Consider the following 14,058-nt stretch of genomic DNA (forward strand, 5'->3'; position numbering starts at 1 on the left):
TTGTTTCGCCCCCTCTTCTTCGCCGAGATTCGTTGTCGCCACAACCGAACACGAGGCGAATGGAGACATCTGTGGACAACGGGGTGTGGGAGAACGCGTCCGGTTACGCGGTCGTCGTCAACGACGAGGAGCAGTACTCGATCTGGCCGCTCGGCCGGAGCGTGCCCGAGGGCTGGCGGCAGGTCGGTGTGTCAGGGAGCAAGGAGGAGTGCCTGGCCCACATCGACGAGGTGTGGACGGACATGCGCCCGCTCAGCCTGCGGCGGGCGATGGCAGAGGAGTCGTGAGTGGGCAGGCGGAACGAGGTCGCCACGCTGACCGCCGCGGTCGGCGTGGCGGGCGCCGTCGTCGGGCCGCCGCCCGCGTCGCCCTCGCCCGAGGTCACGGGGGACTCCGACGCGGGAACCGCGGTCCAGTCGCTCGTGGACGGCGCGCGCGGGATGGAGAGCAAGGACCCGCTGACCGCTGCCGCCTGGTACCGGGCGATGCTCGGCCTGCTGACGGTCGTGCCGGAGCCGCAGGGGCTCCGGCGCGAGCTGCTGCTCGCGCTGGCCCGGGCCACCGCGAGGGCGGGCGAGCTCGGCGAATGCCGGGACGTCGTGGCGCTGCGGCGTGAGCTGGCCGACGACGACACGGCGGACCTGCGCGCCTGGCTCGCGCGGATGGCCGGACGGTACACCGAGGCCCGGTCGATTCTGCGCACCGCCATCAGGAGGCGGCCGCACGACGATGCCGCCTCCCCGAGGGATGCCGCCGCCCTGAGGCTGGCCCTGGCCGAGACCACCATCTGGGACGTCGGATGGCGCTGGTCGGAGGCGGCGCTGGAGGCGGCGGTGAGCGCGGGGGACCCGGTACTCCGGGCCGACGCGCTGGCCGTGCACGCCATCGTCTGCCTCGCCCACGGTGAGGTGGAGGCCGCCGGGCAGAGCGTCCGGCAGGCCGCCGAACTCGCCGACGCCCACCTCGACACGGCACTCGCCGTACGACCGGCGCTCCTGGCGCATCTGGGCTGGGCCGCGACGCATCTGGGGCAGCACACGCAGGCGTTGCGGCACTTCACCCGCGGGCTGGCCATCTGCCACGCCACCGGCCAGGCCGCCGACGCCGTCGCGATGCTGGCCGGTCTCTCCGCCGTTCGTCTGCGGCTCGGGGAGTCGGCCGAGGCGCTGCACTGGGCGGACCGCGCGGCACGGCTGGCGGAGATCGTGGAGAGCGACGACCTGCGGGCGATGGCACTGGTTCAGCGGGCCGAGGCCGGGCTGGCGGCGGGCGACACGGTGCGGGCACTGGCCGACAGTCGGCTCGCTGCCACGCTGTCCGGCCCGGACAGCCCGTGGTGGCGCCTGAGCTGGGTGACGTGGGGCGCGGCGCGCCTCGCCTCAGGTGAACCCGGGGCGAGCGCGGCCGTCATCGACGCGGCGGGCGACCGGCTGACGGAACTCCCCGCGTGGGCCCGGCCCCACACGGCCGGGCTGCTGGCCAGGACGGAGCGGGGCGCCCGCGGCAAGCGGTGGGCGGAGGTCTCCCGCCGGTACGCCGGGCTCCTGCGCCCGCCCGACGCCGATGGGGCGGCGCGGGAGCCGTACCGGCTGAGTCAGCGTGAGTTCGAGATCGCGACCCTCGTCAGCGAGGGGCGGACGAACCGTCAGATAGCCCGCCGGCTGACGGTGAGCCACAAGACGGTGGAGACGCACCTGGCCAGGATCTTCGCCAAGGTGGAGGTCTCCTCGCGAGCCGAGCTCGCCGGCCTGGTCGGCGGGGCTCGCATCGTGGCCAGGCCGCGCCGGAGCGCGAGGTCGTCGAGGAGGGAGTAGAGGGGGCGGAGAGGGGGTGAAGAGGGGTCGGATGCCGCCAGGTCAGGCGGCATCCGACCGTCTTCCCCGCGGTGTGCTCACACCGCCGGTCCCTGCTCAGGACGCGCCGTCCGGCGCAGCGCGTCGATCCTGCGTGAACCGCTTCTGGCGCCCGCCACGTACCGCCGGCGATCGACCGCGGTGATGAGGGGAGCGGGCGCAGGCTGCCGCTCGCCGGAGGCCAGCAGCTCCGCCAGACCGGCGACCGTGGGGGACTCGAAGATGCGCGTCAGCGGAAGGCGCACCCCGAAGGCGTCCATGATCCGGCTCGAGAGCTGGGAGATCGTCAGAGACTGTCCGCCGATGTCGAAGAGGTTGGTCTCCCGCCCGACGGCCGGCACGTCGAGGACCTCGCACACGATGGCGGCCAGCCGGCGTTCCTCCGCCGTCATGACCTCCTGCTCCGGAGCGGCGGACGGGACGACCAGCCGCGGCAGCGGCGGCAGCGCCCGGCGTTCCACCTTGCCGTTCGCGTTGAGCGGCAGGGCGTCCATCCAGACCAGCCTGGCCGGCACCATGTAGCCGGGTAGCTGGGCGCGCAGGTCACGCAGCACGGACTGCTCGGCCCGAGCCCGATCGGTCCGCTCGGTCGCCGGCACGAGGTAGCCGACGAGCAGCGAGGCACGATCACCGCGATGGACGCTCACCACCGAGCGGCCGATGTCGGGATGCCGGTCGAGAACCGACTCGATCTCCTCCAGCTCGATCCGCAGACCGTTCAGCTTCACCTGGTTGTCGAGCCTGCCCAGGTACTCCAGAGCGCCGTCGGCGCGCATCCGGACGAGATCGCCGGTCGCGTACATGCGCTTGCCCGCCGACTTCGTGAAAGGGTCGGGAACGAACCTGTCCGCGGTGAGCCCTGGCCGCCCGGAATAGCCGTGGGCCACTCCGTCACCGCCGATGTGGAGCTCGCCGGGCACTCCGGCGGGGACCGGCGTCAGCAGGTCGTCCAGGACGTAGAGCCGGTTGCCGGACAGGGCGCGTCCGATGTGCGGCGAGCGCGCGGACTCGGCGTCGATGGAGGCCGTGCTCGACCAGACGGTCGTCTCGGTCGGGCCGTACATGTTCCGCACCGGCGAACCGGTCTCCACCAGCCGCTGGGCCAGGTCGCCGGAGATCGCCTCGCCGCCGGTGAGGATCGTCAGACCGGGCGAGCCGGTCCACCCGGCGTCCAGGAGCAGCCGCCAGGTCGCCGGAGTGGCCTGGACGTGGGTGAACCCGGCCTCTTCCACCAGGGCCCGCAGCTCGTGGCCGTCCCGGAGGATCGACTCGTGCACGACGTGGTACGTCCCCCCGGACAGCAGCGTGCGGCACATGTCCTGGACCGAGACGTCGAAGGCGAACCGCGCCACCCCCAGCGTGCGCGTGCCGGAGGACATCGCCAGGACGGGGTCGACGGCGGCGAGGAAGTTGTTCACCGCGCGGTGGGGCACCGCGACGGCCTTGGGGCGGCCGGTCGATCCCGAGGTGTAGATGACGTAGGCCGGGCTCTCGGGATGGACCGTGACCTGCGGTGCGGTCTCCGGCTCCGCGGCGAGCACGCCGGCGGCCCGCTCCAGGTCCACGTGGACGCGCACGCCCTGCGCCGCGGCGCCGATGAGCACCTCCGCCCGGCTGTCGGCGAGCATGAAGTCGATCCGCTGCCGAGGCAGTCCGGGATCGACGGGGAGGTAGGTGGCGCCCGACTTGAGCACCGCCAGGATCGCCACGGGCATTTCGGCGCAGCGCGGCAGGTGGAGGGCGACCACGTGTCCGGGGCGTACGCCCAGGCCGATGAGGTGGTGGGCGAGCCGGTTCGCGGCCCGGTCGAGCTCGGCGTAGGTCAGCGTGACCCGCCGGCCGGTCTCGTGGTAGACGACGGCGAGGGCGTCCGGGGAACGGCGGGCCGCCTCCGCGAACCGGAGATGGAGGTGGCCGTCCCCTTCGTACCCGACGGCCGTGTCCGCCCATTCCCGTTCCAGGTCCTGGCTCGTCTCCCGGTCGAGCACGCTGAGGGCGCGCGCCGATGCGCCGGGGTCGTCCGCCATTCCGGCCAGCAGGGCGGCGAACTGGCGGGCCATCCGCTCGGCGCTCGCCTCGTCGAACAGGTCGGCGTTGTAGACCAGCTCACCGGCCAGCATGCCGTCCAGCTCGGCCATCTGCAGCGTGAGGTCCACCTGGGCGCCGGTTCTGGGCAGCGCGACGGTTTCCAGCACGGCGTCGCCGAACGGGCCGCGGACGCCGGGGTGGTTCACGGCCATGGCCGCCACGGGCCCGTCGCCCAGGGCCGTACGCTGCAGCGCGAACATCACCTGGACGAGCGGCGGCCTGCTGAGATCGCCGCTGGCCCGCAGCTTGTCCGCCAGGACGACGAAAGGCAGGTCGGCGTGGCGCAACGCGGCGCGACTGGTCTCGTGCAGCCGCCGCACCAGGGCCGAGACCGGCTCGTCCGCGGCCGGCCGGCACCGGATGGGGACGATGTTGATGCAACTGCCCACGATGTCGCCGCTGCCGGGGCGGCCTCGACCGTGCGCGGGGGAGCCGATGAGGAAGTCGTCGCGGCCCGAGTAACGCCAGACGAGCGTCGCGTACGCGGCCATCAGGACCGAGTACAGGGTGGCGCCGCACCGCTCGGCCACGCGGTGCAGGCGATCGGTGGTCACGGGATCCACGGTGAAACGGCACGCGCCGCCGCGGAAGCGCTGCACGGGAGGCCGGACGCGATCGGCGGCCAGGTCGATCGAGTACGGCACGCCGTCCAGCGCGGCACGCCAGAACGCCAGCGACTCCGCGCCCCGGTCACCGGAGACGAGGGCCTCCTCCTCCGCGACGACCGAGACGAACCCCGGCGCGGCGGGCGGGCTCGGCAGCAGTCCTCGGTACCTGTCGGTGAGCTCACGCAGGATGAGCTCCAGCGACCACAGGTCCGCCACCAGATGGTGGACGGCGAAGACGAGCCGGTGGCGGCCGGGAGCCGAGCGCAGCACGGTCAGCCGGACGAGCGGGCCGTCCCGCGGATCGAGCGGCGTCCGCGCCGCCGCGGCCGTCAGCTCGGCCAGCCGCCCGGCGTCGGCGACGTCCTCGACGCGGACGAGCGGCGGCAGGTCGGCGTGCACCCGCTGGACCACCTCTCCCTCGACGGAGGGGAACGTGGTCCGCAACGCGGAATGGTGGGCCACCGTGGCGTCGAGGCATCGGCGCAGCAACGCCATGTCCAACGCGCCGCGCACGTCCACGGCGGCGCTGAGCAGGTAGGCGGTGTTGCCGGGAGCGAGCTCGTGCAGGAAGTGCATGCCGCGCTGCTGGTAGGAGAGGGCATGGTCGCCGGGCGGATCCTGGACCGGCGGCCGGCGCTCGGCCGGCGGGCGCTCGGCCAGCCCACCGATCAGCTCGGCGATGCTGGCGGGCAGCAGGTCGTCGGCGGAGATCTCCCGCTCCAGCCGCACGCCGATGCGGTGCGCCAGCGTGACGGCGTCGAGCGAGTCGAGACCGAGTTCGAGCAGCGGCCTGGTCATCGGCACCTCGGTGGCGTCCATGCCGAGCACGGAGGCCACCTCGGCGGTCAGCACGTCCGTGAGGTCGTCCCGAGCCGGTACGGCGCCCGGCTTCGCGCGGGCCGGGCCGTCGGTCAGGGTGAACAGGACAGGCAGGTCGCCTTCCAGGAACGCCTGCCGGCAGGCGTGGCGGGCGATCTTCCCGCTGGAGGTCCTGGGCAGCCCGCCCGTCCGGAGCAGCACCACGGTCGCCGGGCGTACCTCGTGGTGAGCGGCCACCGCCGCGCGGATGGTCTGGGCGATGCTGGCCAGGTCCGCGCCGGCATGCTCGCGGCGCAGCTCCTGGAGTACCACGAGGTTCTCGCCGTCGGCTTCCACGGTGAAGGCGGCCGCGCCGTGTGGCCGCAGCTCGGGCCCGCTGTCCTCCACGGTCGCCTCGATGTCCTGGGGGTAGTGGTTCCGGCCGCGGATGATGATCAGGTCCTTCAACCGGCCCGTCACGCACAGCTCGCCGTCGCGCCGGAAGCCCAGGTCGCCGGTACGCAGGTACGAGCCCTCCCGGCCGGCGAGCCGCGCGCCGAAGACGGAGTCCTGCCCCGGTGGCCGTCCCCAGTAGCCGCGGGCGACACTGGCGCCCGCGATCCAGATCTCGCCGACGGACCCGTCCGGCAGCACGCCGCCGCCGTCAGGGTCGACGATCTCCAGCCGCACCGACTCAGGGATCCGGCCGCTGCGGACGATCTCCGTCCCCTGCTCCCGGCTGGTACGGGCGGGCCCGGCCGTGACGATCAGCGAGGACTCGGCCAGGCCGTAACAGGCCACCAGCGCCGACTCACGCAGCCCGGCACCGGCGAACGCGTCGGCGAAGCGGCGCAGCGTCCGGGGACGGATGGGCTCGGCGCCGTTGAAGGCGACCTGCCAGCAGGACAGGTCGAGGGTGCCGCGCTGCTCCGGCGTGATCCGGTCGACGCACAGGTCGAAGGCGAAGTTGGGGCCGCCGCTCACCGTGGCCCGGTAGTCGCTGATCGCCCGCAGCCAGCGGTACGGGTCACGGGCGAAGGCGGCCGGCGAGAGCAGCAGGGTGGAGCCGCCGCACGAGACGGTGCCGAGCACCGAACCGATGAGGCCCATGTCGTGGTAGAGCGGCAGCCAGGACACGGCCCGGGTCTCGCGGGACAGGCCGAAGAGCTCCTTGATGAGCGCCGTGTTGGCGAGCAGGTTCGCGTGCGAGAGCATGACGCCGCGAGGAGCCGCGGTGGAACCCGAGGTGTACTGCAGGAAGGCCAGGTCGTCCGCGCGCAGCGGCGGGGCCGCCCACGACGGCCCGGGGGCACGGTCGTCGGGGGCATGGTCGTCGGTGGCGATCAACCGTGGCATCTCGGTCCCCGGCAGGTCGTGACGCCTGCCGAGACGTTCCTTCAGTGCTTCGGTGGTCAGTGCGGTCCGCGCGCCGCTGTCCTGGACTATCCGCAGGAAGCGCTCGAGCGTACGGCGGTGACGCCCTGGGGGATAGGCGGGAACCGCGATCGTCCCGGCGTACAGGCAGCCGAAGAACGCCTCGACGTAGTCCAGGCCGAAGGGATACAGCAAGATCGCGGTCTGGCCGGACAGTCCCTGCTCCACCAGGCGGGCCGCGATCGAGGAGGCACGCAGGTTCAGGTCGCGATAGGTCAGCTCCACCACGCCCCGGTCGTCGTCCGGCAGGTAGGAGAAGACGACCTTGTCGGGGGCGCGGCCGGCCGCCGCCTCGAGGACGTCCCGCCACGTACCTGAATCCAGCACTTTCGCTCGACCTCCGATCGGGGGCGCCTTCGCGACCTTCCACGTACTTGGTCCGACACCTTCGCATCCCCCGGCGGACCGGCGTGATCGGGAGTTTCCCCGACTGCCGGAGCCGGTCGGCGACTCCGACGATGGCCGCGTGACTACCGTCGAGACGGCCGGGACCCGCGGCGACTTCGGCCGGCTCTGGTTCGGCAACGCGATCACCGAGTTCGGGTCGCAGGTGACGATGACCGCCCTGCCGCTCATCGCCGTGAGCGTGCTCCATGCCTCGGGCCTGGAGATGGGCCTGCTGCAGGCCCTCTACACCCTGCCCTTCCTCGTGCTGGCGCTGCCCGCCGGGGTATGGCTGGACCTCAGGACACGCCGCCCGGTGATGATCACCATGGATCTCTCGCGCGGCGCCCTGGTGGCCACCATCCCGATCGCCGCCTGGCTGGACGCGCTGACCTGGCCGCACCTGTACGCGGTCGCGCTGGTGGGCGGCGCGTTGACCCTGCTCTCCCAGATCGCCGCGTCGGCCTACCTGCCGACCCTGGTCCCGGCGGAGGAACTGCCCGTCGCGCACAGCAGGCTCAACGCCAACCTCGCCGTGAGCGGCACCTGCGGTCCCGGCCTCACCGGCGTGCTGGCCGGTGCGGTCGGCGCGGCGACCACACTGGTGCTCGACGCGGTCACCTATCTGGCCTCGGCCCTCCTGCTCTCCACCCTGAGGCACCGGGAGGTGGCGCCGCCCCGTCCGGAGCGCCGGGACATGCGGCGCGAGGTGCGCGAAGGCTGGCGCGCCGTGTACGGCAACGCCCCCGTACGCTGCCTGGCCCTGCACGCCGCGATCTACTCCGGCGCTCTCCAGATCGCGATGATCGCCTCCGTCTTCTACCTCCTCCGCGACCTCGGGCTGAGCACCGGCTGGTACGGCCTGGTCGTGGCGGCCGGCGGGGTGGGCGGCATCGTGGGCACCCTCATCGCGCCCCGTCTGGTCGAGGCGTGGGGTTACGGGCGGGCGCTGCCGGCCGGGCTGCTGCCGGCCACGGCACCGTTCCTCCTGGTCCCCGCCGCCGAGACGGTCACCGCGGCCGCCGTGCTCAGCGGGGTGGCGTTCTTCCTGGTGGGCGCGGGCAGTTGCGTCGTCGGCACCACGGCGATGACCCTGCGCCACGTGGTGACCCCGCGCCCGCTGCACGCGCGGATGAACGCCAGCTACCGGCTCCTGCCGCTGGCGACGACCCCGGCGGGGGCGCTGGTCGCCGGGGTCCTGGTGGACCTGTTCGGTGCCCGGGTCACCCTCTGGGCCTGCTCGGCACTGCTGCTGGCCGCAGTCTTTCCCGCTCTTGCCAGGCCCGTGCGAACACTGCGCCACGTGGCCGGCGACTGACACCTAAGGGGTTGCACCGTGACTCTCCGGACGATGCCGGATCTGGGTGACGATCGCTTCTACGCCACGACGGACCCCACCGCGCTGTGGCGTGAACTCGTCGACGCCGACGCCGTGGTCTGGACCGGGCCCGACTCGGGGCACAACGGGTTCTGGTCGGTGTTCTCCCATCGCGCCTGTGCCGAGGTCCTGGCCGGTGATGCGCCGTTCACCTCCGAGTACGGGATGTTCATCGGCTTCGACCGGCAGAACCCCGACTCCGGCGGCGGCCGGATGATCGTGGTCAGCGAGGGGGAGTGGCACGGACGACTGCGCGCGGCCATCAACTCCCACCTCACGCGCGCCATGTCCGGCCCGCTGGCGGCCGTGGTCGAGGCGGAGTTGCGGGACTTCGTCGGCCGGGCACGCGCGGAGGAGGTGACCGACGTCGCCGCGCGCTTCGCCTCGTCGCTGCCGAACACCGTGGTCTGCGAGCTGCTCGGAGTCCCGGTCGAGGACCGCGAGCGGCTCAGGAACCTGACCGGATACGCCGTGGGAGCGCCCGACGACCCCGCGAGGATGTCGCCGTCCACGGCCCACCTCGAGATCATGGTCTACTTCTCCGAGCTCATCAGGGAGCGGCTGCGCAGGCCCCGCGAGGACCTGGTGAGTCATCTGCTGCACGACGCCGGGCTGGCTCCCAACGACGTGCTGGTCAACTGCGACAACATCTTCGCCGCCGGCAATGCGACGACCCAGTTCTCGGTCGCCGGCGCCTTCCACGCGCTGGCCACCACGCCGCAGGCCCTGGACCTGGTGCGCGGCGACCACAAGGCCGTCCGGCCCGCGGTCGAGGAAGTGCTCAGGTGGACGACCCCGGGCCCGCACGTGCTGCGCGTGGCCGTCGAGGACGTGCAGATCAACGGGCAACGCATCGCCCGCGACAGCCCCGTCGTGACGTGGCTGGCCGCGGCCAACCGGGATCCCCGGGTCTTCCCCGACCCCGACCGCTTCGACGTGCGCAGGCACCCGAACAGGCATCTGTCCTTCGGCTTCGGGCCGCACTACTGCGTGGGCGCGGCGCTGGCCCGCATGGAGCTCCGCATGCTCGTGGAGGTCCTGGCGGCGGAGGTGCGCCGGGTGTGGCCGGCCGGGGAGCCGCAGCGCCTGCGGGCGAACAAGGTCAACGGCTACCGCCGCCTTCCGGTCCGCTTCGAGTGGCGATGACCGTCCCGGACGAGAGAAAGAGACGCTGATGTTCAAATCCCTGATGGTTCCCGCCCGGGTCCGCTGGATCACCGCGGGCGTGGCCTGGGCGGCACCCGCGATCTTTGTCCTGCTCGGCGTCCTGATGGTCATGCCCCCGTCGCCCAAGGACGCGAGCGCGCCGGCGCAGGTGTTCTCGGCCGCGCGGGCCATGACCCACCTGGAGCGGATCGCCCGGCAGCCGCGCCCGACCGGCAGCCCGTTCGCCGCGGAGGTCCGCGCGTACCTCGTGGCCGAGCTGACCAGGCTGGGCTTTCGGACCGAGGTGCAGGACACCTTCGGCTACAGGGAGAAGGAGCCGACGCATTTCCACGGCGCCCAGGTGCGCAACGTCCTGGGCCGGCTGGAGGGCACCGGTGACGGGCAGGCGATCATGTTGGTCGCCCACTACGACAGCGTGGGCGCCGGTCCCGGAGCCAACGACGACGGCGTGGCCGTCGCCGCGCTGCTGGAGGCGGCCCGCGCGCTCACGACCGACGGGCCCCGGCGCAACGACGTCATCGTGCTCTTCAGCGACGCCGAGGAGTTCGATCTGATCGGCTCCCATGCCTTCATGGACAAGCACCCCTGGGCACGTGACGTCGGTCTGGCGCTCAACTTCGAGGCCCGCGGCAACAGCGGGCCCTCGGTCATGTTCCAGTCCAGCGGCGCGAACAGCGATCTGATCGCGGCTCTGGACGCCTCGGGCGCGCCGGTCGGCAACTCGCTCGGCCAGGCGATCTACGCGATCATGCCGCACTACACCGACTTCGACGTCGTCAGCGGCGCGGGCGTGCGCGGCATGAACTTCGCCTACGTCGGCGGCCTGATGTACTACCACACGACGATCGACTCGCTGGAGAACGTCAACCCGACCAGTCTCCAGCACCACGGCGAGTACGCCCTCGGGATCACCCGGTACTTCATCGACCGCGATCTCACCGGGGCGCAGGCGATCGACGTCGTCTACTTCAACCTGCCGGGCATCGGCCTGGTCGCCTACCCGCGCTCGCTGACGGCCCCGCTGGGCGGGTTCGCCCTGCTGCTGGCCGCCGCGGTCGTGGTGATGGGAGTGCGCCGCCGGCTGCTGTCGGTCAGGCGGCTGCTGCTGGCCACGCCGCTCGTACTGGCCGGAGTGGTGCTGGGCGGCGCCGCGCCGTGGGCGGCATGGGAGGCCGTCCGCGCGCTCTACCCGGGCTACGAGCGCATCCCGAACGGTGACGTCTACAACAGCGGCCTGTACCTCGCCGCCTTCGGTGCCGTCGCCGTCACCGTGGTGGCCTGGTGGTTGCGCCGGGCACAGCGCTGGGTGGGCCGGGAGAACCTGGCGGCAGGCGCCATGCTGTGGTGGAGCATCCTGCTGGTGGTCGTGCTGCTGGTGCTTCCTGAGGCCGGCTACCTGTTCACCTGGCCGCTGATCGCCGGTGCGGGCGCGGCGCTCCATCTGACCGTGCGGCGGGCGGCGACCTCGCCGCTGCGCCGGGTGGTCTGCTGTCTGCCCGCGGCCGCGGTCGGGATCCTGCTCTTCGCCCCGGTCGCGTACCTGTCGTTCCTGATCGCCGGCCCGAAGTACGCCGGGGCGGTCTTCGCGCTCGTGACGAGTCTCGTCGTGCTCGCCGTGCCGTACCTGAGGGAGGTCGTTCCCGTGGGCGCCCGCCGGATTCCCCGGATCTCCGCGGGCGCGGCGGCGGTGCTGCTGGCCGTCGCGGTGACCACGGGCGGCTTCACCGCGGACAAACCGGTGCCGAACAACTTCTTCTACCTGCTGGACGCCGACACGGGCCAGGCCCGCTGGGGCACGCTCGACGAGCCGCCGATGGCCTGGACCGAGAAGTTCGCCCACGCTCACGACGAGGACAGGCTCCTGCCCGAGTTCTTCCGCAAGTCCTATCCGTTCCGGCTCGGTCCCGCGCCGTCGGCGAACCTGCCGGGACCGGAGGTCGAGGTGCTCTCCAACATGGTGAACCAGGACGTCAGGACGGTACGCCTCAACGTCCGGTCAGTACGGAACGCCCCCATCCTCGAGATCGTCAGCCAGTCCCCGGCGGTCGTCTCCTCGGCCGTGGTCAACGGGACCCGGCTGGCCAACACCCACGACCGTGACCCCGACGGATACAGGTGGAGCCTGCACTTCATCGCGCCGCCGAAGGAGGGCCTCGAGCTGACGCTGGAGATCAGGTCGGCGGAGCCCTTCGACCTGCGGGTGTTCGACCGGAGCTTCAGCGTCATGGAGATCCCCGAGCTGAAGGGGCTGGTGCAGCGGCCGGAAGGGACGATGCCCGGCAACGACGACGGCGACTTCGTCGCCACCAGCCGGGGCGTCACGATCACCTAGCGGCGTAGGCCCTGCGTTCCGTCCCCCGAGGCGAGGTGGCGGAGCGCGGGGCCTCGGACTTCCCGGCCGGGCACCGGTTCGTCACGCGAGCAGCGCGTCGGGGCTGTCGTCGGCGAGCCAGCCGGCCCGCGCGGCCAGGACGCCGGCCTGGAAACGGCTCTTGGCGTTGAGACGCGCCATCAGGGAGGCGGCCAGGCGGCGCTCGGTACGTAAGGAGATTCCGAGCTTGCGGGCGCAGACTTCGTCGGTGTTGCCCTCGGCCATGAGCCTGAGCAGGGAGAGCTCCTGGCGGGTGAGATCGTCGGACTGGTGTTGGGGGGCGGCGCCGAGTGGGGTGGCCTCCTCCCAGAACTTCTCGAACAGCGCGCACAAGGCGGCGACCACGCTGCTCTGGCTCAGGACCATGGCCCCCATGGCGGTGTCGTCGACCTGCACGGGAAGCATGGCCAGCCGCCGATCGAAGATGCTCATCCGGAGCGGGACCACGGGAGTGGTGCGGATCGCCGCTCCTTCTTCTGTGAGCCAGTTGACGTAGGCGAAAGTGGCGGGGTCGTTCGCCAGACTCTCCAAGTAGATCGAGCGCATCCGCACCCCCCGGTCCAGGACCACCTGATCCTGGGGCCTGCTGGCCTCCATGTTCTCCTTGGTCTGGGGGCCGCCGTCGACGAACGCCATCACGTCCGAGACGCATTCACGTCCGATGACCTCGATGTGCGCCCTGATGTCGTCGAGACCTTGGAGGTATTTGATCTCACTCCGTCCGGACAGTCTGTTACGCCCGCTGTATTCGGCGATCAGGTTGTGCATCGTCGCGCGGCCGGCGGCGATCGCCTGCTGGCGCTCGAGGAGATCGGCCTCGCGGCCGGCGAGCAGCGAATTGAGGCTGATCTCGGGATCCACCAGGTGGAGCTGGCCCGGCCGCTCCCACGAGGGCTGCACCAGCCCCAGCCGGGTGAGCTCGCCGAGGGCGTCGTGCACGTGCCCCGGTGGCATCTCCAGGTGGTGGGCGAGCTTGTCCGTGTGCAGTTCCGGTTCGCGCAGGATGATGCGATACACGGACTCGGCGTCGACGCTGAGGCCCAGCGTGGCGAAAAATCCTCGTGTCATAGGTTCACTATGGCCAAGAACCCTTGGACGCGTGGGGACGACGCGGGCGGCGCACGGGAACGTGATCCGGTCGGTGCCGAGTCCGGCCGCGGTGGTGGCGGCGCAGATCAGCGCGCACAACGCTCGGCCCGTTCCTGTGCGGGGATCACCACTCGCATTCCCCGACGTGATCACGAAACCGAAGCAGCCAGCAAGATCGCTGTCCAGGCGGCATCGGGTTTGGAGGGATGTCCGCAATCGATTTCATGACCCGAGTACTCGGCCGGGCATCAAGGTGCCAGGGCAGCATACTGACAGCCGAAATCGGTGACACGCCTACGACGATTGTCCGAGACTGCTCTCACTCCAGAGTTTCATGACAGGCCATATGAGGGGGCGTTTTACATGAAGAAAGCAGTACTGCTGGCCGCGGTCGCCGTAGTCGTCGGCGTGGCATCCGGGGCCGTCCAGGCGGGTGCGGGCCAGCCGGGCGCGAACCAGCCTCGCGTGGTCGCCCAGCCGGACCTCGACTGCCTGCCGGGTGCCGACTGCGACCCGTCCAACATGGGCTGGCAGACCGAGCCCTGAACTTCGACGCTCTGACGCCACCGTGACCGGCCGACCCCTGAAGGGTGCGCGAACAGGGCGCCACACCCAGTCCTGGGAGTGACCGTCGTCGGGGCGGGGACGTATCACGCTCTGGGCGCCCTTGCCGCCGCCTCGCCGGGCCTCGAAGGTCTCGGCGAGGTAGGTGGTGCAGTGGGAACCGTTCACGGCTCGCGCTGCTGTCCTCGGCCCAGCGTCGCAACGATCTCAGGCCGGGGCGAGGTCCTGTTCACCACGCTCAGCGGCTGTCGAGCTGGAAGGAAAGTGAGGGGCCACGGAGATTCCGGACAGCCGTCTTATGGGCGTAGCCTATGCGGCTGTTTG

The 14,058-nt window shown here is 71.8% G+C and carries 8 protein-coding genes; 6 read left to right on the plus strand and 2 right to left on the minus strand.

The window, feature by feature from the left end; translation table 11 throughout:
* Positions 1–71: 71 nt before the first annotated feature.
* The gene (locus tag ABD844_RS44320; RefSeq protein ID WP_344892963.1) at positions 72–287 is read left to right on the plus strand and encodes an MbtH family protein; all 216 of its coding nucleotides are present in this window, start codon (positions 72–74) and stop codon (positions 285–287) included.
* On the plus strand, positions 288–1,814 hold the full coding sequence (locus ABD844_RS44325) for a LuxR C-terminal-related transcriptional regulator (RefSeq protein WP_344892965.1): 1,527 nt from the start codon (positions 288–290) through the stop codon (positions 1,812–1,814).
* 77 nt (positions 1,815–1,891) lie between these two features.
* On the opposite strand, the gene ABD844_RS44330 is transcribed toward ABD844_RS44325, so the two are convergent.
* Complete coding sequence (locus ABD844_RS44330) at positions 1,892–7,108, minus strand: amino acid adenylation domain-containing protein (RefSeq protein ID WP_344892968.1); 5,217 nt, start codon at positions 7,106–7,108, stop codon at positions 1,892–1,894.
* A 139-nt stretch (positions 7,109–7,247) separates the two neighbouring features.
* Here ABD844_RS44330 and ABD844_RS44335 point away from each other — a divergent pair, with 139 nt between their 5' ends.
* From ABD844_RS44335 to ABD844_RS44345, 3 genes are read left to right on the plus strand one after another with little or no spacing between them, the layout of a single operon-like run.
* Positions 7,248–8,483, plus strand: coding sequence for an MFS transporter (locus tag ABD844_RS44335; protein WP_344892970.1), 1,236 nt, complete (start codon positions 7,248–7,250; stop codon positions 8,481–8,483).
* Between the two features lie 33 nt (positions 8,484–8,516).
* Positions 8,517–9,689: a cytochrome P450 gene (locus ABD844_RS44340; protein WP_344892973.1), complete on the plus strand. Its 1,173-nt coding sequence runs from the start codon at positions 8,517–8,519 to the stop codon at positions 9,687–9,689.
* A 28-nt stretch (positions 9,690–9,717) separates the two neighbouring features.
* Positions 9,718–12,042: a M28 family peptidase gene (locus ABD844_RS44345; protein ID WP_344892975.1), complete on the plus strand. Its 2,325-nt coding sequence runs from the start codon at positions 9,718–9,720 to the stop codon at positions 12,040–12,042.
* A gap of 81 nt (positions 12,043–12,123) precedes the next feature.
* Here ABD844_RS44345 and ABD844_RS44350 read toward each other — a convergent pair whose 3' ends face one another.
* Positions 12,124–13,149 carry a LuxR C-terminal-related transcriptional regulator gene (locus ABD844_RS44350; RefSeq protein ID WP_344892978.1) on the minus strand — a complete coding sequence of 342 codons (1,026 nt, stop codon included), beginning with the start codon at positions 13,147–13,149 and terminating at the stop codon, positions 12,124–12,126.
* A gap of 384 nt (positions 13,150–13,533) precedes the next feature.
* Here ABD844_RS44350 and ABD844_RS44355 point away from each other — a divergent pair, with 384 nt between their 5' ends.
* Positions 13,534–13,716: a hypothetical protein gene (locus ABD844_RS44355; RefSeq protein WP_344892980.1), complete on the plus strand. Its 183-nt coding sequence runs from the start codon at positions 13,534–13,536 to the stop codon at positions 13,714–13,716.
* The last annotated feature ends 342 nt before the right edge of the window (positions 13,717–14,058 follow it).

Source organism: Nonomuraea antimicrobica (assembly GCF_039536965.1).
In the GTDB taxonomy this organism is placed as follows: Bacteria; Actinomycetota; Actinomycetes; order Streptosporangiales; family Streptosporangiaceae; genus Nonomuraea; species Nonomuraea antimicrobica.

Coding starts and splice junctions, on each gene's coding strand:
- ABD844_RS44340 (WP_344892973.1), top strand. CDS start 8,517: ATGCCGGATCTGGGTGACGATCGCTTCTACGCCACGACGGACCCCACC.
- ABD844_RS44345 (WP_344892975.1), top strand. CDS start 9,718: ATGTTCAAATCCCTGATGGTTCCCGCCCGGGTCCGCTGGATCACCGCG.
- ABD844_RS44350 (WP_344892978.1), bottom strand. CDS start 13,149: ATGACACGAGGATTTTTCGCCACGCTGGGCCTCAGCGTCGACGCCGAG.
- ABD844_RS44355 (WP_344892980.1), top strand. CDS start 13,534: ATGAAGAAAGCAGTACTGCTGGCCGCGGTCGCCGTAGTCGTCGGCGTG.